The organism is Mycobacterium kyorinense (assembly GCF_001672775.1).
Classification (GTDB): domain Bacteria; phylum Actinomycetota; class Actinomycetes; order Mycobacteriales; family Mycobacteriaceae; genus Mycobacterium; species Mycobacterium kyorinense_A.
This window is the reverse complement of the sequence record NZ_LZKJ01000045.1, coordinates 16,193-39,920: the sequence shown is the minus strand read 5'-3', so window position 1 is coordinate 39,920 and position 23,728 is coordinate 16,193. Positions and strand designations below refer to the sequence as shown.

The following is a 23,728-nucleotide window of genomic DNA, read 5'->3' as shown; positions in this document are numbered from 1 at the left end:
CCGCACCAACACCGATCCAAAGGGCATCGTGCGGGCCGTCGACCAGTACACCGTGTGCCCGTGGGGCCTGTATATGGCGCGGCCCACCCCCGGCCGCGCCCAATTTCACTACCTCGAATCGTGGCTGCTGCCCTCGCTGGGCGTGCGTGCCAGCGTCTTCCATTTCAATCCGGGCCACGAACGCGACCACGACTACTACCTGGACATCGGCGAATACACCCCCGGCCCGGCCATCTGGCGCTCCGAAGACCGCTATCTCGACCTGGAGATCCGGACCGGTGTCGCGGTGCAGCTTGCCGACGTCGACGAGTTACTGGTCGCTGTACGACACAACCTGCTGAGCCCTGATGCCGCCGAACAGGCGGTGCGACGCGCCGTAACCGCCGTCGACGGGCTGTCGCGGCACGGCTACGACTTGAACCGCTGGCTGACCAGCCAGGGCATGACGCTCCACTGGCGTGACGCGTAGTACACGATCGAGCCGGGTACCTCCCCCACATGGCCCTCAGCGAGTCGTCGTGATCGAGTTGCCGGGCGAGCTTCGCGGGGTGTTGCGAGACGAGCCGGTGCCCAGCTGGCGGACGCCTACTCTGGCCACCCTTACCGACCGGCGGTTTTCAGATCCGCGCTGGATCTTCGAGCGGAAATTCGACGGCGAACGTTGCCTGGCGTTTCGCGACGGCGACCGGGTGCGGCTGCTGTCGCGCAACCGGCAGTCGCTCAACGGAACCTATCCCGAGCTGGTGGACGCCCTTGCCGCCCAGCCGACATCCCGCTTCGTCGTCGACGGCGAAGTGGTGGCGTTCGAAGGACGGCGCACCAGCTTCGCCCGCTTGCAGGGCCGGTTGGGCATCACCAACCCCCAACAGGCCAGGACCACCGGCATTCCGGTCTACTACTACATTTTCGACCTGCTGCACCTGGATGGGCAGCGCACTACCGAGCTGCCATTGACCTGGCGTAAGCGACTGCTGCGGAACGCTTTTCAATACAGCGACCCGCTGCGGTTCACGCCACACCGGGTGAAGAACGGTGAGGCCGCATACCAGGCTGCCTGCGCCCGCGGCGACGAGGGAGTGATCGCCAAGCTGGCCGACGCGCCCTATGCGGGTCGCCGATCGGCGGACTGGCTGAAGTTCAAATGCGTCCGCGATCAAGAGTTCGTGATCGGCGGCTACACCGCACCGAAGGGCAGCCGAGTCGGGCTGGGCGCGTTGCTGGTGGGCTACTACGACGGCGCTGAGCTGGCCTACGCCGGCAAAGTCGGGACCGGGTTCGACGACGCGACGCTGCGCAGCCTGCACAAGCGGTTGTCGGCCATCGAGCGGGACACGTCGCCGTTCACCCGCGGCCGGGTCCGAGAACTCAAAACGCATTGGGTACGACCAACACTCGTCGCCGAGGTGGGGTTCACCGAGTGGACCCGCGAGGGCAAACTGCGCCATCCCCGCTACATCGGGCTGCGGACCGACAAGGCCGCCGACGAGGTGGTGCGGGAGACCCGCTGATGCCACGCATCGACGTCGCGATCACCCACCCGGACCGGGTGCTGTTTCCCGCCGACGGGATCACCAAAGGCGATCTCGTCGACTACTACTGCCAAGTGGCCGATGTGATGCTGCCGCACCTGCGGGACAGACCGTTGACGTTGCAGCGGTTCCCACGTGGCATCGATGAAAGCGGGTTCGTCCAGCAAGACTTCGCTGACTCGATGCCGGCGTGGATGAGCTCTGCGGAGGTCGCCAAAGAGGGTGGCAGTGTGGTGCATCCGGTGGCTCACCGACCAGAAGCGCTGGCATGGCTGGCCAACCAGAACTGCATCACCCTGCACGCCTGGCAGTCGCGACGGGACCGCCTGGATAGGCCGGACCGACTGGTATTCGACTTCGATCCGTCCGGCAACGATTTCGCGGTGGTGCGGGCGACGGCCCGCGCAACCGCCGATGTGCTGGCCGACCTCGGTCTGGCAACTTACGTGCAAACGACCGGATCGCGCGGTCTGCATGTCGTCGTGCCGTTGCGCGCAGACGCTGACTTTGATGCGGTTCGGCAATTCGCCCGCGACGTCGCCGACATCGTCGTGGCCGACGATCCGGCGCACCGCACGCTTGAGGCCCGCAAGAGCAAGCGCGGCGAACGGGTATACCTCGATATCATGCGAAATGCCTACGCACAGACCGCGGTCGCGCCGTATTCGGTGCGGGCCCGCCCGGGTGCGCCGGTGGCCACGCCGCTGGAATGGGACGAACTGGACGGCCGGGGTATGCGACCCGACCGGTTCACGCTGCGCGACGTCCCCAAACGACTGGCCGGGCAAGGCGATCCGTGGACCGATATGCGCCGGCATGCGCGTTCGCTGACCGGCCCGTTGCAGCGCTTGGCCAAACGCCGTGCCTGAACTGCCCGATGTGGAGGGTTTTCGCCGCGAACTGGCCGGCACGCTACCAGGCCGTCGGGTGCACCACGTCGAAGTGCGCGACCCGGGCATTCTGCGCAACACCACTGCCCGGGCACTGGAGCGGGCGTTGAAAGGCCGTCGCTTCGCAGCGCCGTGCCGGCACGGCAAGTGGCTGATCCTGCCGACTGATGGCCCGACACTCATGATTCACAGCGGTATGACCGGACATCCATACTATGCGCCTGACGGCGCCAAGGCGGAAGGCCAAGAGCGACTGGTGGTCTCGCTGGACCGCGGCGAGCTGCGCTACCTCGACCAGCGCAAGTTGCGCGGAGTCTGGTTGGCCGACTGCGACGAGGACGTCGCCAACGTGATGGGTTCGCTGGGCCCAGATGCCATGGACATCAACCTGGCGGAATTTCGCGCCATATTGGCGGGCCGGCGTGGTGGGTTGAAAGCGACACTGTTGGATCAGTCCGTGATCGCCGGACTCGGCAATCTGCTCGTCGACGAAATCTGCTGGCGGACACGGCTGCCTCCGTCTCGACCGGTCACCGCGCTTGATGCTGACGAAATCAAGCAGCTGCACACCGCCATGCGGCGGGTGCTGCGAACCGCGATACGGCACGGTTGCGTGCCCGGTTTGCCGCGGTGGCTGACCGGTGTGCGCGACGAACCGGATCCAAGCTGTCCGCGCTGCGGCACGCGGCTGGTTCGCGGTAAGGTCGGCGGCCGAACGTCAGTGTGGTGCCCGCACTGCCAGCCCCGGTAGTAATCTCTGCAGTCATGAGCTCCACCACGCGTAAAGCCATGACGTTCGGCATTTCTGTGGCCGCAGCGGCGGCGTCGCAGTTAACTCCCCCGGCCGCGATGGCCGACCTGCACAACGTCACCTACATCGCCCGAGTCGACGGGGTGGCCCCCGGCGCGCAGGCCACCTTCCAGATCCATGACAACGAGACCAGCAGCTCGGGCCTGGGCTCCATGCCCGGCAACACATTCGAGGCCAATACGGTGCTGGCCGACCCCGCGAAGGCCGGCATGCAGGTGTCGATCCGCTGGCCGTATTCGGCGAATGTGCACTGCGAGGTCGACGTGGACGACAACGTCGCCGCACAGGTCGACCAGTTCGTCCGGCCCACGCCGGGCAATGCCGACCCGATGAACGGAGTGCTGTCCTGCGGCGCGCCGCTCAGCTAGGCCGCCACTTAACCGCATCGGCCCACTGCCAGGCCCGCCGGTAGCCCTCGGCGAACCAGGGCTCCTTCGCGTCGGCGTAGGACGCGCTGGTCGGATGCTCTTGGGCGGCGATTTGGCGCTTGGCGGCCAGATAGCTGGTTTGCTCGTCGGGATTGGCCGTGAGCCAGTCGACGAATAACAGCGCGAACTGCTGGTTGGGCCAGCCGTCGACCCGCAGATGGATGTAGGTCGGCCGCCCCGGATCTGCTGAGCCGTGAATCCGCTTGTGCCACATAACCGCATCGTCACTGTGATCGTAGTTTTCCACGGTGCTTCGAGCGTCGGGTTTGACGGTGTCGCCGACAGTGTTGGCGATCCTCGGGTATCCCATCGGGAGCAGCGTCTGGGCGAGTTCATCGGCGACTGCTAATGATTCGACGGTGACCTGGATGTCGATGACGTCCTTGGCGTCGAGTCCCGGAACCGCGGTCGATCCGATGTGGTCGACGCGCAACGCCTTTGCGCCGCACGCCGCTTCGATGCGGGCGATGATACGTCGGGCCTGGGCGGGCCACGTCGGGTCGGCCGGCGCGAGGCGCGCCGGTGCACGGACCACTTCTCCGGCGCTCAGATTGCGGGCGAACGGCAGAATTCGGTGATTCCACACCTCGGATGCACGCTCGGCCAGTGCCTCCGGCGTACTCGAGTTGTCCAGCCAGACGTCGGCGACGGCGCGTCGCTGCTCGTCGGTGGCTTGGGCGGCGATGCGGGCGCGGGCGTCGGAGTCGGCCATGCCGCGTTGTTCGACCAGCCGCTGAAGCCGGAGTTCGGCGTCCGCGTACACCACGACGACCAGCGGGAACAGCGGCGCCATCCCGGACTCCACCAGCAGCGGAATGTCTTCGACGATGACCGAGTCTTCGGGAACGGCCGCGATGATCTCCTCGCGGCGCCTGCCCACCAGCGGGTGGACGATGCCATTGAGGACCGAGCGGGATGCGTCGTCCTGAAATGCCTTGGCTGCCAATGCCGGCCGGTCCAGTGCACCGTCGGGCAGCAGAATGTCCTCACCGAACGCGTCGACGAGCGCCGAGAGCCCTTCGGTGCCCGGCTCCACCACCTCGCGGGCGATGACGTCGGCATCGACGATGACTCCGCCGCATTCCCCGAAAGTCGCAGTGACCGCCGATTTACCGGCGCCGATCCCTCCGGTCAGCCCGATCCGAAGCATTCGGGCTAGGCGCTGCCGGCGAGCTTCTCCCGCAGCGCCGCAAGCTGCGCGTCGCTGGCCAGTGAGCCGCCCTGCTGCTCTTCGGACGGCGCACCGTTGGCCGGTGCATGCTCGGCCTCGGCGTGCTCGGCAGCAGCGAACTTCTCCATCTGCGCGGTGTGCATCTTGTGCCGGCGCTCGGCCTCGGCGTACCGGGCCTCCCACTCCTGGCGTTGCGCGTCGAAGCCCTCGAGCCACTCGTTCGTCTCGGAATCGAAGCCCTCGGGGAAGATGTAGTTGCCCTGGTCGTCGTAGCTGTCGGCCATGCCGTACTTGGCCGGGTCGAACTCTTCGGTGTAGTCCTCGTTGGCCTGCTTGAGCGACAACGAAATCCGGCGGCGCTCCAGGTCGATGTCGATGACCTTGACCATCGCGTCGTCGCCGACGGCGACCACCTGGTCGGGCACCTCGACGTGGCGCTCGGCCAGCTCGGAGATGTGCACCAGACCTTCGATGCCCTCTTCGACACGGACGAACGCCCCGAACGGTACGAGCTTGGTGACCTTGCCCGGCACGATCTGGCCGATGGCGTGGGTGCGGGCGAAGTGCCGCCACGGGTCTTCCTGAGTTGCCTTGAGCGACAACGACACCCGCTCGCGGTCCATGTCGACGTCGAGCACCTCGACGGTGACCTCGTCGCCGACCTGGACCACCTCGGACGGGTGGTCGATGTGCTTCCAGGACAGCTCGGAGACGTGCACCAGACCGTCCACACCGCCGAGATCGACGAACGCGCCGAAGTTGACGATGGAGGAGACGACGCCCTTGCGGATGGCACCCTTTTGCAGCTGGTTGAGGAACTCGCTGCGCACCTCGGACTGGGTCTGCTCCAGCCAGGCCCGGCGGGACAGCACCACGTTGTTGCGGTTCTTGTCCAGCTCGATGATCTTGGCTTCGATCTCCTTACCGATGTACGGCTGCAGATCGCGAACGCGGCGCATCTCGACCAGCGAGGCGGGCAGGAAGCCCCGCAGACCGATGTCGAGGATCAGGCCGCCCTTGACGACCTCGATGACGGTGCCCTTGACCGCCTCGTCCTTCTCTTTGAGCGCCTCGATCGTGCCCCAGGCGCGCTCGTACTGGGCGCGCTTCTTGGACAGGATCAGCCGACCCTCTTTGTCCTCCTTGGTGAGGACCAGGGCCTCGACCTCGTCGCCGACGGACACCACCTCATTGGGGTCGACGTCGTGCTTGATGGACAGTTCGCGGGACGGGATGACGCCTTCGGTCTTGTAGCCGATGTCGAGCAGGACCTCGTCCCGGTCGACTTTGACGATGGTCCCTTCGACGATGTCGCCATCGTTGAAGTATTTGATTGTTTTGTCGATGGCGGCGAGAAAATCCTCGCTCGAGCCGATGTCGTTGACGGCTACTTGGGGCGAGGTGACGGTGGGACTCGGCATATGGTGGGTTGCTCCGGACAGGTTTGGTCGTAGGGACAGGTCGCTAAAAAAGATCGTGTACCCGTCGAGGCTACTCGACTTGCTACATGCTGGCCAAACTCGCCCTGCTCAGTGCGCCGCCGCGTCCCAGCTGCGGCCGTAGCCCAGGGATACCTCCAGCGGCACGTCAAGCGGGTAGGCGCCGCACATTTGGTCGCGCACCAGGGCTTCCAACTGCTCCCGCTCCCCGTCGGCGACCTCGAACAGCAGTTCGTCGTGCACCTGCAGCAACATCCGTGATGCGAGGCCGGCGTCCGTGAGCGCTTTGTCGACGTGAATCATCGCCACTTTGATGATGTCGGCGGCACTGCCCTGGATCGGCGCGTTGAGCGCGGCCCGCTCGGCGGCCTCGCGCACCTGACGATTGCTGCTGTCCAGTTCGGGCAGGTAGCGCCGGCGGCCGAGCACCGTGGAGGTATAGCCGTCCTTGCGAGCCTGGTCGACAACCGCCATCAGGTAGTCGCGCACGCCGCCGAACCGGGCGAAGTAGGCGTCCATCTGGTCTTTGGCCTCTTCGGTGGAGATTTTCAGCTGTTGCGACAGGCCGTAGGCGCTCAGCCCGTAGGCCAGCCCGTACGACATGGCTTTGACTCGCCGGCGCAGCTCGCCGGTGACCTCGTCGATCGGAACTCCGAAGGCCCGGGATGCGACGAAGGAGTGCAGATCCTCGCCAGTTCGGAACGCCTCGATGAGCCCGGCGTCCTGGGAGAGGTGAGCCATGATGCGCATCTCGATCTGGCTGTAGTCGGCGGTCATCAGCTCGCCGTAGCCGGTTCCGACGATGAACGCGTCGCGGATCTCGCGGCCGGCGTCGGTGCGGATCGGAATGTTCTGCAGGTTGGGCTCGGTCGACGACAGACGCCCCGTTGCCGCGATGGTTTGGTTGAACGTGGTGTGAATGCGCCCGTCGGCGGCAACCGAATTCAGCAGCCCGTCGACGGTGACTTTCAGCCGGGTCACGTCGCGGTGGGCCAGCAGATGCTGCAGGAACGGGTGTCCGGTCTTGTCGAACAGCGATTGCAGCGCATCGGCGTCGGTGGTGTAGCCGGTCTTGGTGCGCTTGGTTTTCGGCATCTCCAGTTCGTCGAACAGCACTACTTGCAGCTGTTTTGGTGAGCCGAGGTTGATCTGTTTGCCGATCACCGCGTACGCCGCTTCGGCGGCATCGCGGATCTGGTCGCCGAATTGGCTTTGCAGCGCGCTCAATTGGTCCAGGTCGACGGCGATGCCTGCGGCCTCCATGCCGGCCAGCACGCCTTGGACGGGAAGTTCCATGTCGGCCAACAGGGCTTGCGAGTCAATGCGGGCCAGCTCGGCGTCGAGCGCGTCAGCCAGATCGATAACAGCGCGGGCCCGCAGGATCGCGGTCTGGATAGCCTGCCCGTCGACGCCGTCGGTGTCATCCAGCAGCGAAAGTTGCTGCTGCTCAGGGGTTTCCGCGCGCAGTTCGCGACGCAGATAACGCAGCGACAGGTCGTCGAGGGTGAAGCTACGCTGCCCGGGCCGGACGAGGTAGGCGGCCAGCGCGGTGTCGGAAGTGACGCCGTTGAGTGTCCAGCCGCGCCCAGCCAGGTCGTGGATAGCCAGCTTGGCCTCGTGCAGCGCCTTGGGTTTGTCGTGGTCGGCGAGCCAGCTGGCCAGCGCGGCCTCGTCTTCGGGTGTCAGTGTGGCGGTGTCGATGTAGCCGCCGTCGCCGTCGGCGGCAGCGATGGCCAGCGCGGTGGTGTCGCCGTCGTAGGCGACGTGTGAGCCGACCACGGTAAGGCCGCACCGGCGCCCGTCGCCGGCGTGCCCGGCCAGCCACTGTCCGACGGTGCCGGGTTCCAGGGCGCCGCCGCGCACGTCGAACCCCTCATCCACCTCGGGTTCGACGGCGGCCAGGGTTTCGAAGAGCCGGTCCCGCAACACCCGGAACTCCAGCTGGTCGAAGAGCTGATGAATCTGGTCGCGATCCCACGGCTGCATCCGCAGCGTGTCGGGAGTCTGGGCCAGCGGCACGTCTTTCACCAGGTCGGTGAGCTCGCGGTTGCGCACCACGCCGGCCAGGTGTGCGCGTAGCGCGTCGCCGACCTTGCCTCTGACGCTGTCGACGTTGTCGACCAGGGACTGCAACGACCCGTATTCGACGATCCACTTCGACGCCGTTTTCTCCCCCACTCCGGGGATCCCCGGCAGGTTGTCGCTGGGGTCCCCGCGCAAAGCCGCGAAGTCGGGATACTGCTTGGGTGTCAAGCCGTATTTTTCGACCACGGCTTCGGGGGTGAAGCGGGTCAACTCGCTGACGCCCTTGCGTGGGTAAAGCACCGTGACGTGGTCGCTGACCAGTTGCAGCGAGTCGCGGTCACCGGTGACCACCAGAACGCGGTAGCCCTCGTTTTCGGCCTGGGTGGCCAACGTGGCGATCAAATCGTCGGCTTCGAAGCCCGCCTCGGCGAGCACGGTAATGCCCAGTGCGGCAAGAACTTCCTTGGTGACGTCGATCTGGCCGTGAAATTCGTCGGGAGTCGTCGAGCGGTTGGCCTTGTATTCCGGGTAGCGCTCGGAGCGAAAGGTCTGCCGCGACACGTCGAACGCGGCCGCCACATGAGTCGGCGACTCGTCGCGCAACAGATTGATCAGCATCGCGGTGAACCCGTAGACCGCGTTAGTGGTCAGCCCACCGGCGGTCTTGAAGTTTTCCGCCGGCAGCGCGTAGAACGCCCGGAACGCCAGCGAATTGCCGTCCAGCAGCATCAACGTCGGCTTGTCGTCAGCGGCCGGACCGGCCGGTGCCTTCCTGCTCGCGGTCTTCGCTGGGCTCACGGCCTCAACTCTAGGCACCCGGTCCGACGCCGCGCCCGCCGCCGTAAAACTGCAACACGTTTCAGTTTTGCCGTGGTTGTCGGTACGCTGGCTCGGTGCCAACAGCTATCCGTCAAGAGCCGGCAATCGACGGCTGGTTCGCCACCGACGCGTCCGGGGCGCCCCATCTGATCGGCGCCAAGTGCCCGCAGTGCGGCACCTATGTGTTCCCGCCCCGAGCCAACAACTGCCCCAACCCGGCGTGTGACAGCGACGTTCTCGAACCTGTCGCGTTGTCGCGGCGCGGCAAGGTGTGGAGCTACACCGAAAACCGCTATCCGCCGCCGCCGCCCTACCCGGCGGCCGACCCGTTCGAACCGTTTGCGATCGCCGCGGTGGAATTGGCCGACGAGGGTCTGATCGTGCTTGCCAAGGTCGTCGAGGGCACGCTGGCCGCCGACCTGAAGGTGGGCATGGAGATGGAACTGACGACGATGCCGCTATTCACCGACGACGAGGGCGTGCAGCGCCTGACCTACGCCTGGAGGATCCCGTGACCACGCCTGACCCGGTGTACATCCTGGGTGCGGGCATGCATCCCTGGGGCAAATGGGGCAACGACTTCACCGAATACGGTGTGGTTGCCGCCCGAGCCGCCCTGGCGGAGGCCGGCCTGGATTGGCGGCAAATCCAATTGGTCGCTGGTGCCGACACCATCCGCAACGGCTACCCCGGCTTCATCGCCGGCTCGACGTTCGCCCAGAAGCTGGGCTGGAACGGGGTGCCGGTGTCGTCGTCGTATGCCGCCTGCGCCAGCGGATCTCAGGCCCTGCAGAGCGCCCGGGCGCAAATTCTGGCCGGGTTCTGCGACGTCGCGCTGGTGATCGGCGCGGACACCACGCCGAAGGGCGCGTTCGCGCCGGTCGGCGGCGAACGCAAGAACGACCCGGACTGGCAGCGGTTCCATCTGATCGGGGCGATGAACCCAGTGTACTTCGCACTGCTGGCCCGCCGCCGGATGGATCTCTACGGCGCGACGGCCGAGGACTTCGCCCAAGTGAAGGTCAAGAACTCGCGGCACGGTCTGCAGAATCCGAATGCTCGCTACCGCAAGGAATCCTCGGTCGAGGATGTGCTGGCCAGCCCGGTGGTCGCCGATCCGCTGCGCCAGCTCGACATCTGCGCCACTTCCGACGGTGCGGCGGCGGTGATCGTGGCCAGCGCCAAGTTCGCCCGCGAGCACCTGGGCTCGCTCGACGGCGTGCCGTCGGTGCGTGCGGTCAGCACGGTAACTCCGCGTTATCCGCAGCATCTGCCTGAATTGCCGGACATTGCAACGGATTCCACTGCGGTGGTGCCCGCGCCGGAGCGGGTGTTCAAGGACCAGATCCTCGACGCCGCCTATGCCGAAGCCGGCATCGGGCCGGAAGACGTCAGCCTGGCCGAGGTGTACGACCTGTCCACGGCGCTGGAGCTGGACTGGTATGAGCACCTGGGCCTGTGCGCCAAGGGCGAGGCAGAGGAGTTGCTGCGCAGCGGGGCGACGACGATCGGTGGTCGCGTGCCGGTCAATCCGTCGGGCGGGCTGGCCTGCTTCGGCGAGGCCATCCCGGCGCAGGCGATCGCCCAGGTCTGCGAGCTCACCTGGCAGTTGCGCGGCCAGGCCACCGGCCGCCAGGTCGAGGGCGCAACGGTCGGAATCACCGCGAACCAGGGCCTGTTCGGCCACGGCTCCTCGGTAATCGTGGCGCGCTGAGCGTTTCTTCGCGAGCGTGCGCGTCCCCGGCCGACACGCCGGCCACATCACCGGGTTTACGCACGCTCGCGGGTCGTCAGGGCTCGGAGTGGCCAGTCTTTTCACTGGGCGAATCGAGGGTTTCCAGCACGACTTCGGCTACCTTGCGCATCGTCGTGCGCCGGTCCATGGCGGCCCGCTGAATCCACTTGAACGCCTCCGGCTCGCTCATGCCCTGCTTGGCTTGCAGCAGGCCCTTGGCTCGCTCGACGAGCTTGCGGGTTTCCAGCCGGTCGGACAGCGTCGCCACTTCGCGTTCCAGGGCGCTGATCTCGCTGAATCGACTTAGCGCCAACTCGATTGCCGGAACCAGATCGCTGGCCGTGAACGGCTTTACCAGGTAGGCCATCGCCCCGGCGTCACGGGCTCGCTCGACCAGGTCGCGCTGGCTGAAGGCGGTCAGCACCACGATCGGCGCGATCCGTTTGGCGGCGATCTCCGAAGCGGCGTCGATGCCGTCGCGGCGCGGCATCTTCACGTCCATGATCACCAGGTCGGGCTGGAGCTGTTCGGCCAACTCGACCGCTTCCTGGCCGTCGCCGGCCTCGCCGACGATGTCGTAGCCCTCTTCGCGCAACATCTCGGCCAGGTCGAGCCGGATAAGCGCCTCGTCCTCGGCGATCAGCACCCGGCGCGGAGCGGGAGCATCAACATTCGTCGTTGAGCCGGTCATGACGACATTCTGTCGCGGGCCGCTGTGAGCGACGACCGCGGGGTTGTGAGCAGAGGCAGCTGCCCCAATCCTCTATGGTGGGATGCCGGCGGCGTTACTGCCTGCCGCAGATGCCCTCGTATCCCAACTGGCAGAGGAAACGGATTCAAAACCCGTACAGTGTGAGTTCGAATCTCACCGAGGGCACCGTCACGTCCGACGCACAGCCGGCGTTCTTTCCAAAAGACCGAGCAGCGCCGTCGTCACCTCGTTCGGTCGTTCTTCCATGACGTAGTGATCAGCCTCGCCGAGCCGCGTCAGGGTGGCGTGTGGGATGCGCTCGGCCAGCTCGCGCGCGGTGTCCAACGGAATGTATGGATCGCGGTCGCCCCAGATGATCGCCGTCGGGCAGCTGATGTTCGGGAGCCCATCTGCAAGCCGAGGTATCCGCGGCAGGTGATAGTGCGCGAAGAACTCGACAAATGTCCTTCTGCCGCGCGCGTCGTCCATCCACCCGAGATATTCGTTTTCCAACATTGCGTCGAAGCAGCCGAGTCGTCGGTAGCGACGCAGCGCGTAGTGGTGAATGCGACGCAGCGGCAGCCGCGTGAGCAGACCGGGCGCGTGCGCGGCCGCCCAGCACTGCGCGAGGGAGAACCGGTAGAACCAAGGCCGAAAAACACTGTGCCCCCGCGTGTTCAGCAGCGCCAAGCGCTGCACCCGCTCGGGATATCGCAGGACGTAGCCAAGCCCGAGGAACCCGCCATAGTCGTGCGCGACGAGATTGAAGCGCTCAATCCCCAACGCCTGCACCAACTGCTCGATTCTTGCTACTTCCGCGTCGTAGCTGGGCGGCGTCGGCGGCGGTTCGGAGCGGCCGAAGCCGGGCCAATCGGGGGCAATGACCCGGTGGTTCACCGCTAACTCCGGAATCTGATGACGCCAGCACGACGAGCTCTGCGGATAGCCGTGCAGCAGCAGGACGGCTTCCCCGCTGCCCTGGTCAATGACGTGCACCCGTCGACCGTCGATCTCACATGAGGTCATTTTGTACAAAGTAGTATAAAATAAGGTCCGATACCAGCATTGCTTGCGGATTGGTACAAAATGCCGACATCGGAACCCAAGCCCCGGGGCCGCCCCCGTTCCTATGACCCTGAGCTAGCGCTGGCCCGTGCGCGCGACACCTTCTGGGGGGCTGGATACGCGGGCACTTCGCTCGACGAGCTCGCCAGCGGGATGGGCATGAACCGCCCGAGCATCTACGCCGCGTTCGGCGACAAGGAAGCGCTGTATCTCCAGGCCGTGGCACGGTATGCGGACGACAGCCGGGCGGCGCTGGCGCACGAGCTCGCTCAACCACGCCCGCTCGCCGACGGGCTGCGCGCGGTCTATGAGGGTGCGACGCGCTGGTATCTGGCCGGCGACGACGGGCCGCGAGGGTGTTTTCTGATCGGCACCGCAGTCACCGAGGCACGCCATAACGAAAAGGTCCGTGTGGTCATCGAGTCGACCTTCGAGGCGTTCACCCAGCTCTTCACCGACCGCTTCGAGCAGGCCGAGCGCGACGGCGAGCTGGCACCACTGGCCCCCGCTGCGTTGGCGCACCTGGCCACCGGCACGCTCAATACGCTGGCGCTGCGGACCCGCACCGGTGCGACACCCGACGTCATCAACGCGATCATCGACGCGGCCGTGCAAGTTAGCTGTGCGGCCGACCAGGGCACCCAGGCCTAGTGCTGTTCACCATCGGCCACGGTGCCAAAACCGCCGAGGAGCTGACCGCGGCGCTGCGGCAACACGACATCAGCCTGCTGGTCGATGTTCGCAGCTTTCCGGGCTCGCGCCGCAACCCCGATGTGTCCAAGCAGGTCATGCCGGACTGGCTGGGCGAGGCGGGGATCGACTACCGCCACGAGGCCGATCTGGGCGGGCGCCGCAAACCCCCGACCACGCCGATTCCGCGAGATCGGTGGTGGGAAAACCAGTCCTTCGCCAACTACGCCGCTCACACCCGTACACCGGCGTTTCGCGCCGCATATCAGCAACTGCTGCAAGACGCCGAGACCCGCAATGTCGCGATCATGTGCGGGGAACCGACCTGGTGGCGTTGTCACCGGCGGATGATCGCCGACCTGGCCACCCGCGATGGACGGCTGGTGCAGCACATCATGCCCAATGGGTCACTTTCCGAACATCACTTGTCGGAGTGGTTGACCGAGGAATTTCCCGAGGAGTTCTGAGCGGAGGTTGTTAGGCTTTTGGCGTGGCGGCTAAGAAGTGCGGCGTGCCGCCGGCAATGACAGCAGGCGCGTCGCGATCGCCGAACTGCGTGGCAGCAGCGCGGGCCGAATCGCGCGCCCGCGTCCAGCACTACGTCGATAGCGCCGCACGGCGAATCCGGGTGCTCAACATCAACACCATGCTCGCGATGTTCGTGAGCGGGGGCTTCGGGATTCTTGAGCTCTTGACCGTGCCCGGCGCGTGGCGCACCGCCGCGATCAATGTGGCGGCCGCCGTCATCTTTGCGCTGATTCCGCTGCTGCACCGCTTCGGGGAACTGGTTGCGCCACTTACCTTTATCTGCACGGCATATGTGTCGATATTCATCGTCTGCTGGGACGTGGGCACTGCTTCGGGCTTGCAGTTCTACTTCCTGGTGGCAGCCTGCCTGGTGGTGCTCCAACTCGGCATCGAGCACATCATCCTGGCCTCGGCGCTGGCAGCTCTGGCCGCCGGTCTGGTGATCACTTTGGAATTCTTGGTTCCACGCGACACCGGAATTCAGCCGCACTGGGCGCAGTCAATGGGTTTCGTCGTCACCACGGTCTCCGCTTGCGTGATGGTGGTGGTGACACTGGCCTACGCGCTGCGCGAAATCGGCCGGGCCGAAGCAGCGATGGAAGTCGAATACGACCGCTCTGAGGCGCTGCTGGCCAACATCATGCCGGCCAGCATCGCGGCCCGCTTGAAGGACCCGGCCCGCAACGTGATCGCCGACAAATACGACGAGGCTTCAGTTCTGTTCGCCGACATAGCCGGTTTCACCGAGCGGGCCAGTGATAGCGCCCCAGTGGACGTCATCCGCTTCCTTAACCGGCTTTACAGCGACTTCGATGCGCTGGTCGATAAGTACGGGCTGGAGAAAATCAAGGTCAGCGGCGACTGCTACATGGTGGTCAGCGGGGTGCCGTGGCCGCGTCGCGATCACGTGGAGGCGTTGGCACAACTCGCGTTGGATATGGCCAGCGCGGTCGCCGACCTCAAAGATCCGCATGGCTGCCCAGTCCCGATGCGCATCGGTTTGGCCACCGGCCCGGTGGTGGCGGGCATCGTCGGCTCCCGCCGCTTCTTCTATGACGTGTGGGGCGACGCGGTCAACGTCGCGTCCCGGATGGAGTCGACCGATTCCGTGGGGCGGATCCAAGTTCCCGACGCGGTTTACCAGCGGTTGAAAAATGACTTCGTGCTCGAGGAGCGCGGCGAGGTCGAGGTCAAGGGCAAAGGCGTGATGCGCACCTGGTATCTCGCCGGCCGTAAGCCTGCTGCCGGTTTGGACGGCACACACGCTGAGGCACCCCAGACCGCAAAGGTCTGACGCCCCGTAAAGCCGGCACTGGAATGGCGACGATGTGGGAGAATTCGCACATGCAACCTACCGCCGTCCCAAACTTGTTGCCGCATTTGTGGAAGTCCACGTTGGTCTCGGGCATTCTGGCGCTGGCCCTTGGCATTTTGGTGCTGCTGCTACCGGGAGACTCCATCCTCATCGCCGCTGTCCTTTTCGGGATTTATCTTCTCGTCACCGGGATCGCGCAGGTGATCTTTGCGTTCAGCCTGCACATCTCGGCCGGCGGGCGAGTACTCCTATTCATCAGCGGGGCTGCATCGCTCGTCCTCGCGGTGTTGTGCTTCCGGCACTTCGGTGAAGGCTATGCGATTTTGTTGTTGGCGATCTGGATTGGCGTCGGCTTCATTTTTCGCGGTGTGGCAACGGCGATTTCAGCTATCAGCGATCCCGTCCTGCCCGGTCGTGGCTGGCAGATCTTCCTTGGTGTGATCAGCCTTCTGGCCGGCATCGTCGTCATCGCATCGCCCTTCGAATCGCTGTGGATCCTGACACTGGTCGTCGGCATCTGGCTGATCGTCATCGGCGTATTTGAGATCGTCTCGTCGTTCGGTATCCGCAGCGCATCCAAAGCACTCAACCGCGGGATTGGCCAACCCATCTCCAGTGAGCCGTCCGGAGCGATCTGACCAGCACATCGTGACCTTCACGACAGTGGTAGCTCATCACGCACGCAGCTACTACACTGCGTCGTAGTTGGTCGTAGCGGGACCCGCTCCGCAGTGTGGGGAGTTGCCAGATGGACGTCGTCGACGTATCGCGGTGGCAGTTCGGGATCACCACCGTCTACCACTTCATCTTCGTGCCGCTCACGATCGGCCTGGCGCCGCTGATCGCGGTCATGCAGACGGTCTGGGTCGTCACGGACAACGTCGCCTGGTATCGGCTCACCAAGTTCTTCGGCAAGCTGTTTTTGATCAACTTCGCGCTTGGCGTCGCGACCGGGATCGTGCAGGAATTCCAGTTCGGGATGAATTGGAGTGAGTACTCCCGCTTCGTCGGCGACGTCTTCGGCGCGCCCTTGGCCATGGAAGGTCTGGCCGCATTCTTTTTCGAATCCACGTTCATCGGGTTGTGGATCTTCGGGTGGAGCAGGCTGCCCAGGTTGGTGCACCTGGCATGCATCTGGATTGTCGCGATCTCCGTCAACGTGTCCGCGTTCTTCATCATTGCGGCCAACTCGTTCATGCAGCACCCAGTCGGCGCGCACTATAACCCGGAGACCAAACGTGCCGAGCTGGACAGCATTATGGCTCTCTTCACGAACAACACTGCCCAGGCAGCGGTCTCACATGCGGTCACCGGCGCGTTGCTGACCGGTGGAACGTTCGTCGCAGCGGTGTGCGCGTGGTGGATGGTTCGCTCGCACAACGGAACAGCCACAGAGGATGCGCGCACCATGTACCGCCCCGCGACGATCATGGGGTGCTGGGTCGCGCTTGCGGCGGCGGCCGGATTGTTCGTCACCGGTGACGTGCAAGGCAAGTTGATGTTCCATCAACAGCCGATGAAAATGGCGTCGGCAGAATCGTTGTGCGACACCGCCACCGACCCCGACTTCTCCATCCTGACCGTCGGCCGGCAAAACAACTGCGACGCTCTGACCCGCGTCATCGAGGTGCCGTACGTGCTGCCGTTTTTGGCCAAGGGTCGATTCAACGACGTGACGTTGCACGGCGTCCGCGATATTCAGCGCGACTACCAAGACCGGTTTGGCGCAGGTGACTACCGGCCCAACCTGTTCGTCACCTACTGGTCGTTCCGCGCGATGATCGGCTTTCTGGCGATCCCGCTGCTGTTCGCGCTGACCGCCTTGTGGGTGACCCGCCGCGGCCGGATCCCCGATCAGCGGTGGTTCTCGTGGCTGGCGTTATTGACCATTCCTGCACCGTTTTTGGCCAACAGCGCCGGCTGGGTGTTCACCGAGATGGGCCGCCAGCCCTGGATCGTCGTGCCTAACCCCACCGGCGACCAACAGGTCCGCCTTACCGTTGCCGAAGGCGTGTCAAACCATGCGCCTGGGATGGTCGTCACCTCGTTGGTGACGTTCACTCTTGTTTATGCGGTGCTGGCGGTCATCTGGTTCTTTTTGCTGAAACGCTATGTGGTGGAAGGACCGCAGGAACACGACGCCGAACCGGCGCCGCCGAGCCCACCCGACGCCGACGAGGTGGCGCCGCTGTCATTTGCGTACTAGGGAGGAGTTGACCTGTGGCACTTCACCAACTGTGGTTCGGCTTGCTCGCAGTGTTGTTCCTCGGATTTTTCATCCTCGAGGGTTTCGACTTCGGTGTGGGCATGCTCATGGAGCCACTCGCCCGCCTGGGCAGCGGCGACCCGGAGATAAACAGGCGCACCGCACTCAACACCATCGGTCCGGTATGGGATGGCAACGAGGTGTGGCTGATCACCGCCGGCGGTGCGATGTTCGCCGCGTTCCCAGGCTGGTATGCCACCGTGTTCTCCGCGCTTTACCTGCCGCTGCTGGCGATCCTGTTCGGCATGATCCTGCGTGCAGTAGCCATCGAGTGGCGCGGCAAGATTGACGACACCCAGTGGCGCGGCTGGGCCGACTTCGGGATCGCGGCCGGCTCCTGGCTGCCCGCAGTGCTCTGGGGCGTGGCATTCGCGATCCTGGTCCGCGGCCTTCCGGTGGACGCCAACCACCACGTTCACCTGTCGATCACCGATGTGCTGAACGCCTATACGGTGCTGGGCGGGTTGGCGACGGCGGGCCTGTTCATGTTCTACGGCGCGCTGTTCATCGCGCTGAAAACGTCGGGCGCGATCCGCGACGACGCGTTGCGGATCGCGGGGTGGCTGTCGCTGCCGGTGACGGCGCTGGTTGGCGGCTTCGGGATTTGGACGCAACTGGCTCACGGTAAAAGCTGGACGTGGCTGGTGTTGGCCGCCGCGGTTGTCGCGCAGTTGGCAGCGGTGGTATTGGCGGCCGGCCGCAAACGTGAAGGTTGGGCGTTCTTCTGCGCCAGCCTGGTCGTCGCCGCAGTGGTGGTGTTGCTGTTCGGCGTGTTGTATCCGAACCTGGTGCCGTCGACACTGAACCCGCAGTGGAGCGTGACGATCGAGAACGCGTCCTCCACCCCGTACACGTTGAAGATCATGACGTGGGCTGCGGTGATCTTTGCGCCGCTGGCGATGGTGTATCAAGCGTGGACGTATTGGGTTTTCCGCCAGCGCATTTCGACTGACCGGATACCACCGGCGATCGGGCTGGTGAGGCGAGCATCCTGAGCACGAGCAGTCGGGCACCGCTGGACCCGCGATTGTGGCGGAGGTCCGCCCCGCTGCGCAGCTTCCTTGCGGCGACCGTGTGCTGCGGTGTGGTGATCTCCGCCTGCGCGATCGGCTCGGCGATCATGCTGGCGCACATCGTCGCTCGGGTAATCACCGACCCGACCGGACGCAGCCTCGTGCAGTGGGCGCCGGCGCTGTCGATCCTGTCCGCGTTGTGGGCGCTTCGGACTGCAGCGCACTGGCTTCAGGCACGGCTGGGCCAACGCGGGGCCAGCGCGGTGATCGCCGACCTCAGCGGTCAGGTTCTCACGGCGGTGACGGCGCGAGAACCCAGACAACAAGCAGAGCAGCGCGACGCCGCCGCAGTGGTGGTGACGCGCGGGCTGGACGGTTTGCGCCCTTACTTCACCGCATATCTGCCCGCGTTGCTGCTGGCAGCCATCCTGACCCCGGCCAGCGTGATCGTGCTGGGAGCCTACGATCTCAAATCAGCGGTGGTAGTGCTGATCACGCTGCCACTCATTCCGATCTTCATGGTGTTGATCGGCCTGGCCACCGCCGACCGCTCGGCGGCGGCTCTGGCCGCGATGACCACGCTGCAAGCCCGGCTGCTGGATCTGATCGCGGGGATTCCCACCCTGCGCGCTCTCGGACGTGCCAGCGGCCCCGAGCACCGCATTGCCGAACTCGGTGCAGCTCACCGACGTTCGGCGATGGCTACGCTGAGGATCGCTTTCCTCTCCGCGTTGGTGTTGGAGCTGCTGGCCATGCTCGGCGTGGCTGTCGTCGCCGTCAGCATCGGGCTCCGGCTGGTGTTCGGTGAAATCAGCCTCACCGCGGCGTTGACGGTGTTGCTGTTGGTGCCCGACGTGTACTGGCCCCTGCGGCGCATTGGCGTCGAGTTCCACGCCGCCCAGGACGGTCGCGCCGCGGCCGACAAGGCCTTCGCGATGATCGAGAGATCCGCGGCCGCGGTGCATGGAACGCGCACGGTGATCGCCCGCGGTGCGTCGATCAGGCTCGAGGATCTCAGTGTTGCGGGTCGTGACGGCTTAGCGCCGCGCGCACTCAGCGCCGTGATCGAGCCCGGTCAGGTGACCGTGCTGGCCGGGGCCAACGGGGTCGGCAAAAGCACCACGTTGCAGGTGATCGCGGGTCTCACCACGCCCACGTCGGGCCGGGTCACCGTGGCTGGTACCGACGTCACCGATTTGGACCCGTCGGCATGGTGGCGGCAAGTGTCCTGGCTGGCGCAGCGCCCAGTACTGGTCCCTGGCACCATCTCCGACAACCTGGCGCTGTTCGGCCGCCTGCCGGATGGTGAGAGCGCCTGCGCCGCATCGGGGTTCGATGCGGTGTTGGCGGATCTGCCTGACGGTCCGGACACGGTGATTGGACGCGGCGGCGTCGGCCTGTCGTTGGGACAGCGGCAGCGCCTCGGCCTGGCCCGTGCGCTGGGGTCGGTGGCGCCGGTGTTGCTGCTCGACGAGCCCACCGCCCACCTCGACGCTGCCACCGAAGCCACGGTGTTGCGGGCCATCGTCGAAAGAGCCCGCGCCGGTGCGACCGTGGTGGTCGTCGGACATCGCCAGCAGGTCGTCGGCATCGGCGACCGAGTCATCGAGGTCAGTCGAGAAAGGAATGTGGATCATGCCCGCGTCTGATCCACTTCGGACCGCGATACGGCTGCTGCGCCCACGCTGGGCGCGGCTGCTGCTGGCCATCGCACTCGGTGCGCTTTCGTTGACCAGCGCGTTGGCGCTGGCCGGGGTGTCGGCCTGGCTGATCACCCGTGCCTGGCAGATGCCGCCCGTGCTGGATCTGTCGGTCGCCGTGGTGGCGGTGCGGACACTCGCGATTTCCCGTGGGGTACTGCATTATTGCGAGCGGCTGGCCAGCCATGACACCGCACTGCGCGCTGCGGGAACCGCCCGCACCCAGATCTATCATCGCCTGGCGCACGGACCGGCAGAAGCCGCGGCCCGGCTGCACAGCGGCGAACTGGTTGCCCGGGTGGGCGCCGATGTCGACCAGTTGGGCGACGCGCTGGTCCGCGCGGTGCTGCCGATCAGCGTCGCGGCAGTGCTGGCCGTGGCGGCGACGGCAGTCGTCGCGGTCATCTCCGTACTTGCCGCCGCGATTATGGCGTTCTGTCTGCTCCTCGTTGGTGTGGTTGCACCCTGGTTGGCTGCACGCGCGGCGACAGCTCAGGAAACCCTGGCGCGGCAGCATTATTCGGACCGGAACGTGTCAGCGATGCTAGCCCTGGAGCACGCGGCTGAGCTGCGCGTCGGGGGCACTCTGTCCGGCGTTATCGCGGAGTCTCAGCGGCGCCAGCGTGATTGGGGCGTCGCCGTTGACTCCGCGGCGAGACCGGCCGCCGTCGCCGAGGCGATGCCGACCGCCGCGATCGGAGTCAGTGTGCTCGGCGCTGCGGTGGCAGGTATCGGCATGGCCACCACCGTCGCCCCGACGACACTGGCCATTTTGATGTTGTTGCCGTTGTCGGCCTTCGAGGCCACGCTTGCACTACCGGCCGCCGCCGTCCAATTGACGCGGTCACGGCTGGCCGCGCGACGATTGCTCGACCTGCTCCCCTCAGCGCCGCCGATTATCCGGGCCACCGAGGTTGCGCCGCCGGCTTCGACGGCGGGGCGACTCGTTGCGGTGGGCGTGCGTAGCGGTCACCCGGGCTCGTGCGCGCCGCCCCCCTGGACTATTGATCTTGCGCGGGGTGCCAGACTGGCCGTCACCGGCGCCAGCGGCTCCGGCAAGACGACGCTGCTGATGACGCTTGCCGGCTTGCTGCCGTCGTTGCACGGGGACGTCACCCTCGACGGTGTGCCCCTCGGCAGCATCGCTGAGCCTGAATTACGCTCTGCGATCGGCTTTTTCGCTGAGGATGCGCACATCTTCGCGACGACTGTGCGGGACAACTTGCTGGTCGCGCGGGGAGACTGCCGAGATGACGAGCTGGCCGCGGTCCTGCGGCAGGTCGGCCTCGACGGCTGGGTAACCAGCCTGCCCGATGGTTTGGCGACGGTACTGGCCGGCGGAGCACAGGCGCTTTCAGCGGGGCAACGCAGGCGACTGTTGCTGGCCCGGGCCATGATCTCACCGGCACGAATCGTACTGCTCGACGAACCGACCGAACATCTCGATGCCGCTGATGCCGAACCGCTTCTGCGTGCTCTGCTTGATCCCACCAGCGGGCTCATCGATCAACAGCGATCCGTCGTGGTGGCCACCCACCACCTGCCTGAGGCCATGCACTGTGCCGAACTGACCGTTGGCGATGGCAGGTACCCTGGCTGAGAGTCGTCCACGCCGCCCGATCCGGAAAGCGAGCCATGACCGAATTCCCCGACGGACCGTCGGAGAGGCCCGAAACGCCGGAGAAGAGTACGGAAACCGGAACGCCGTACCAATATCCATATCAGCCCGGCGGCTATCTGCCACCCGGCCACACGTATTTCGGTTATCCAGCGCCCCCTGTCACGCCACGAAACGGGCTCGGCGTTGTCGCGCTGGTGGTGGCGATCGTCGGGTTGGCGATGGTGTGGTCGGTCTTCGGCGGCGTCATCCTCGGAATCGCTGCGGTGGCCGTCGGGTTTTTCGGGTGGTCGCGGGCAAAACGCGGCCAGGCCAACAACGGTGGGGTGGCAATCGCCGGTATCGCGCTGGGTGTGGTGGCGATCGTCGTCGGCTTGGCCTTCATTCCGATCTGGCTGACTCTGTGGAAAGACGTCGGCGGCGACACCTACTTCGACTGCCTGGAGAACGCCGGCTCGAACCGAATCCGCCAGCAGCAGTGCGCGGATCAGTTCCGGGAAAAGGTCCAGAACCACATCAGCGGCACGCTGACAACTCCCCCGCCCACCCCGTAGGTTTCAAAGCCGCCGTCGTCGCGGCATGAACTCGAGCGACATCAGCACGTAGAGCAGCGGAACCACTTGAGTCAATCTCACCAGCGCATAGCGCCGATCGCCCAGCGAACGGAACTTGCGCAAATAGCGGTACAGCGATTCGAGCGCAATCAGCGGGTCACCAAGGTGAATCAGCCGGTAGAAAATGCTCTGCGTCCGTGAGCGATGCTTTTCGTCGAAGATCTCCGGGAACGCAGCGAACGCCAGCGATAGCCGTTGTGCCCCAGCCTCTTTCGCGGCATTGACCATGTCTACACTGAGCCGCTCGTCGATTCCGTTGGGGGACCCGCGTCGACGCCACGGCACGTCGAGAGACAGGTCGCTTCCGCCGCCGGCAACAGCGTAGCGGTGGAAACCTTGCACACGCCCCGCGGCGTCCCTGGCGACGATCAACTGCACCCCTGGATAGCGGCCTTCCAACGCACCGTCGAGCGCCATCGAAAACCCGCGCTCCGTGTGGGCGCCACTGGGCGACGCTTTCAGCACTTCGGTCAGTTCGGCGAGTTGCTGCGCATCGAGGTTCTGTTCACACAGGATTTCGGTGGTGATACCGAAATTGTGGGTGCGCTTGACGGCCTGGCGCAGATTACGGAACTTACGGCCGACCATTTCGAAGTTGCGCACGTCGATAACGACATCCCGACCGATCGGCACGGCCCGCAACGACTGCCCCAGGGCGGCTGAGTTGCTCCATAACCCGAGTTTGCGCTCGCTGCAACACAACACCACAATCCGCCAACCACGGGTGTGACACATGGCCGCGAAATCGCTGACCAGTTCCGGAAATTGCGCTTCGTCACCGATCGGGTCACCGCTGACGACCGCATATCCGATGCGGGTGCAGTACGCCAGCGCCGCCTTACCGTCCGAACTGAAATGGTGGCACTTGCCCACCTGCATGGCGAACGGCGCGAGTGGATCGCCGGCGGTCGCTTGGATCAGCGCCCATACCCTGGGCAGGTCCGCCGGTTGCGGGCGCGCCGACGTCGGCCACATCAGCGCTAGCCCCGTCCCGGCGACCAGCAGGTGACCGAGCAGATCAAAGGACAGCACGTGCGCGGCGATGCCGGCGAACAACATGAAGACCGCAACCGCTGCATGCTTGGCCGTCACGGGACGGCCGAGGAAGATGCCACGGGCGATCAGCGTGACTGCGGCCAGCACTGTCAGCGACCAGGCCAGCCGGCCCGCAGGCTCCCAGTCGGCCTGCAAGTGTTCGCGCACAACGATCGCAATCAGCCAGCACGTCGCGCCGAGCAGGGCAAACGCGCCGATCCAGCGGGCCGCTGGCGAATCGACGTGTACGACGACCCGCTCGCTTGGGCGGACGCTGGGGGCGACGCCGACCGACGACTGGTTCACACACACCTCCGGTTGCTCTACGTCGCCGTTCCGGTCTAGG

The 23,728-nt window shown here is 65.6% G+C and carries 22 protein-coding genes and 1 tRNA gene; 17 read left to right on the top strand and 6 right to left on the bottom strand.

Annotated elements, in window-relative coordinates:
* Positions 1-28 precede the first annotated feature (28 nt).
* Genes A5707_RS03680 through A5707_RS03660 form a run of 5 tightly spaced genes read left to right on the top strand, consistent with a single transcriptional unit; the run spans position 29 to position 3,598 of the window.
* Positions 29-469 (top strand): DUF402 domain-containing protein, encoded by a 441-nt coding sequence (locus A5707_RS03680; RefSeq protein WP_197495237.1) that lies wholly within the window; start codon positions 29-31, stop codon positions 467-469.
* A 49-nt stretch (positions 470-518) separates the two neighbouring features.
* Positions 519-1,508 carry a non-homologous end-joining DNA ligase gene (gene ligD, locus A5707_RS03675; RefSeq protein WP_065013160.1) on the top strand — a complete coding sequence of 330 codons (990 nt, stop codon included), beginning with the start codon at positions 519-521 and terminating at the stop codon, positions 1,506-1,508.
* Positions 1,508-2,398, top strand: a complete 891-nt coding sequence (gene ligD / locus A5707_RS03670) for a non-homologous end-joining DNA ligase (RefSeq protein WP_065013159.1) — start codon at positions 1,508-1,510, stop codon at positions 2,396-2,398. Before ligD (A5707_RS03675) ends, ligD (A5707_RS03670) begins: the two co-directional genes overlap by 1 nt.
* On the top strand, positions 2,391-3,170 hold the full coding sequence (locus A5707_RS03665; protein WP_065013158.1) for an Fpg/Nei family DNA glycosylase: 780 nt from the start codon (positions 2,391-2,393) through the stop codon (positions 3,168-3,170). The genes ligD (A5707_RS03670) and A5707_RS03665 overlap by 8 nt, the downstream gene beginning before the upstream one ends.
* 14 nt (positions 3,171-3,184) lie before the next feature.
* On the top strand, positions 3,185-3,598 hold the full coding sequence (locus A5707_RS03660; RefSeq protein WP_065013157.1) for a hypothetical protein: 414 nt from the start codon (positions 3,185-3,187) through the stop codon (positions 3,596-3,598).
* Here A5707_RS03660 and coaE read toward each other — a convergent pair.
* The 3 genes from coaE to polA form a co-directional block, all read right to left on the bottom strand.
* Complete coding sequence (gene coaE, locus A5707_RS03655; RefSeq protein ID WP_065013156.1) at positions 3,591-4,808, bottom strand: dephospho-CoA kinase; 1,218 nt, start codon at positions 4,806-4,808, stop codon at positions 3,591-3,593. The genes A5707_RS03660 and coaE overlap by 8 nt on opposite strands.
* Positions 4,809-4,813: 5 nt before the next feature.
* Positions 4,814-6,250 (bottom strand): 30S ribosomal protein S1, encoded by a 1,437-nt coding sequence (gene rpsA / locus A5707_RS03650; RefSeq protein WP_065013155.1) that lies wholly within the window; start codon positions 6,248-6,250, stop codon positions 4,814-4,816.
* 108 nt (positions 6,251-6,358) lie between these two features.
* Positions 6,359-9,022, bottom strand: coding sequence for a DNA polymerase I (gene polA, locus A5707_RS03645; RefSeq protein WP_156657540.1), 2,664 nt, complete (start codon positions 9,020-9,022; stop codon positions 6,359-6,361).
* Between the two features lie 164 nt (positions 9,023-9,186).
* Here polA and A5707_RS03640 point away from each other — a divergent pair, with 164 nt between their 5' ends.
* Positions 9,187-9,627, top strand: a complete 441-nt coding sequence (locus A5707_RS03640; RefSeq protein ID WP_065013153.1) for a Zn-ribbon domain-containing OB-fold protein — start codon at positions 9,187-9,189, stop codon at positions 9,625-9,627.
* Complete coding sequence (locus A5707_RS03635) at positions 9,624-10,826, top strand: lipid-transfer protein (protein ID WP_197495235.1); 1,203 nt, start codon at positions 9,624-9,626, stop codon at positions 10,824-10,826. The genes A5707_RS03640 and A5707_RS03635 overlap by 4 nt, the downstream gene beginning before the upstream one ends.
* Before the next feature lie 76 nt (positions 10,827-10,902).
* Here A5707_RS03635 and A5707_RS03630 read toward each other — a convergent pair whose 3' ends face one another.
* Positions 10,903-11,538: an ANTAR domain-containing response regulator gene (locus A5707_RS03630; protein WP_065013152.1), complete on the bottom strand. Its 636-nt coding sequence runs from the start codon at positions 11,536-11,538 to the stop codon at positions 10,903-10,905.
* A 112-nt stretch (positions 11,539-11,650) separates the two neighbouring features.
* Between A5707_RS03630 and A5707_RS03625 the strand changes: the two genes are divergently transcribed.
* Positions 11,651-11,724, top strand: a tRNA-Leu gene (locus tag A5707_RS03625).
* Positions 11,725-11,727: 3 nt separating this feature from the next.
* Here the strand turns inward: A5707_RS03625 and A5707_RS03620 are convergent.
* Positions 11,728-12,564, bottom strand: coding sequence for an alpha/beta fold hydrolase (locus A5707_RS03620; protein WP_065013151.1), 837 nt, complete (start codon positions 12,562-12,564; stop codon positions 11,728-11,730).
* Between the two features lie 60 nt (positions 12,565-12,624).
* On the opposite strand from A5707_RS03620, the gene A5707_RS03615 reads away from it, so the two are divergent.
* The 9 genes from A5707_RS03615 to A5707_RS03575 all read left to right on the top strand — a co-directional run bounded on the left by A5707_RS03615 (position 12,625) and on the right by A5707_RS03575 (position 22,287).
* Positions 12,625-13,254, top strand: coding sequence for a TetR/AcrR family transcriptional regulator (locus tag A5707_RS03615; RefSeq protein ID WP_065013150.1), 630 nt, complete (start codon positions 12,625-12,627; stop codon positions 13,252-13,254).
* Positions 13,254-13,760, top strand: coding sequence for a DUF488 family protein (locus A5707_RS03610; RefSeq protein WP_065013149.1), 507 nt, complete (start codon positions 13,254-13,256; stop codon positions 13,758-13,760). The genes A5707_RS03615 and A5707_RS03610 overlap by 1 nt, the downstream gene beginning before the upstream one ends.
* A gap of 23 nt (positions 13,761-13,783) precedes the next feature.
* On the top strand, positions 13,784-15,115 hold the full coding sequence (locus A5707_RS03605) for an adenylate/guanylate cyclase domain-containing protein (RefSeq protein WP_065013148.1): 1,332 nt from the start codon (positions 13,784-13,786) through the stop codon (positions 15,113-15,115).
* Between the two features lie 23 nt (positions 15,116-15,138).
* Positions 15,139-15,774 (top strand): HdeD family acid-resistance protein, encoded by a 636-nt coding sequence (locus A5707_RS03600; RefSeq protein WP_419866384.1) that lies wholly within the window; start codon positions 15,139-15,141, stop codon positions 15,772-15,774.
* Between the two features lie 110 nt (positions 15,775-15,884).
* Complete coding sequence (locus tag A5707_RS03595; RefSeq protein ID WP_065013147.1) at positions 15,885-17,342, top strand: cytochrome ubiquinol oxidase subunit I; 1,458 nt, start codon at positions 15,885-15,887, stop codon at positions 17,340-17,342.
* Positions 17,343-17,356: 14 nt separating this feature from the next.
* Positions 17,357-18,397, top strand: a complete 1,041-nt coding sequence (gene cydB, locus A5707_RS03590; RefSeq protein ID WP_065013146.1) for a cytochrome d ubiquinol oxidase subunit II — start codon at positions 17,357-17,359, stop codon at positions 18,395-18,397.
* Between the two features lie 53 nt (positions 18,398-18,450).
* Positions 18,451-20,064: a thiol reductant ABC exporter subunit CydD gene (cydD, locus tag A5707_RS03585; RefSeq protein ID WP_082969229.1), complete on the top strand. Its 1,614-nt coding sequence runs from the start codon at positions 18,451-18,453 to the stop codon at positions 20,062-20,064.
* A complete protein-coding gene (cydC, locus tag A5707_RS03580) occupies positions 20,051-21,715 on the top strand; it encodes a thiol reductant ABC exporter subunit CydC (RefSeq protein ID WP_065013194.1) in 1,665 nt (554 codons plus the stop codon). The genes cydD and cydC overlap by 14 nt, the downstream gene beginning before the upstream one ends.
* Positions 21,716-21,750: 35 nt before the next feature.
* The gene (locus tag A5707_RS03575; RefSeq protein WP_065013144.1) at positions 21,751-22,287 is read left to right on the top strand and encodes a DUF4190 domain-containing protein; all 537 of its coding nucleotides are present in this window, start codon (positions 21,751-21,753) and stop codon (positions 22,285-22,287) included.
* 3 nt (positions 22,288-22,290) lie between these two features.
* On the opposite strand, the gene A5707_RS03570 is transcribed toward A5707_RS03575, so the two are convergent.
* The gene (locus tag A5707_RS03570; protein WP_065013143.1) at positions 22,291-23,688 is read right to left on the bottom strand and encodes a bifunctional lysylphosphatidylglycerol flippase/synthetase MprF; all 1,398 of its coding nucleotides are present in this window, start codon (positions 23,686-23,688) and stop codon (positions 22,291-22,293) included.
* Between the last annotated feature and the right edge of the window lie 40 nt (positions 23,689-23,728).

Bases quoted from the DNA above. Each gene is read 5' to 3' on its own strand.
- A5707_RS03615 (WP_065013150.1), top strand. From the start codon at position 12,625: ATGCCGACATCGGAACCCAAGCCCCGGGGCCGCCCCCGTTCCTATGAC.
- cydC (WP_065013194.1), top strand. From the start codon at position 20,051: ATGCCCGCGTCTGATCCACTTCGGACCGCGATACGGCTGCTGCGCCCA.
- A5707_RS03660 (WP_065013157.1), top strand. From the start codon at position 3,185: ATGAGCTCCACCACGCGTAAAGCCATGACGTTCGGCATTTCTGTGGCC.
- A5707_RS03575 (WP_065013144.1), top strand. From the start codon at position 21,751: ATGACCGAATTCCCCGACGGACCGTCGGAGAGGCCCGAAACGCCGGAG.
- A5707_RS03600 (WP_419866384.1), top strand. From the start codon at position 15,139: ATGGCGACGATGTGGGAGAATTCGCACATGCAACCTACCGCCGTCCCA.
- A5707_RS03595 (WP_065013147.1), top strand. From the start codon at position 15,885: ATGGACGTCGTCGACGTATCGCGGTGGCAGTTCGGGATCACCACCGTC.
- A5707_RS03630 (WP_065013152.1), bottom strand. From the start codon at position 11,538: ATGACCGGCTCAACGACGAATGTTGATGCTCCCGCTCCGCGCCGGGTG.
- rpsA (WP_065013155.1), bottom strand. From the start codon at position 6,250: ATGCCGAGTCCCACCGTCACCTCGCCCCAAGTAGCCGTCAACGACATC.
- coaE (WP_065013156.1), bottom strand. From the start codon at position 4,808: ATGCTTCGGATCGGGCTGACCGGAGGGATCGGCGCCGGTAAATCGGCG.
- ligD (WP_065013159.1), top strand. From the start codon at position 1,508: ATGCCACGCATCGACGTCGCGATCACCCACCCGGACCGGGTGCTGTTT.
- A5707_RS03620 (WP_065013151.1), bottom strand. From the start codon at position 12,564: ATGACCTCATGTGAGATCGACGGTCGACGGGTGCACGTCATTGACCAG.
- polA (WP_156657540.1), bottom strand. From the start codon at position 9,022: ATGCTGCTGGACGGCAATTCGCTGGCGTTCCGGGCGTTCTACGCGCTG.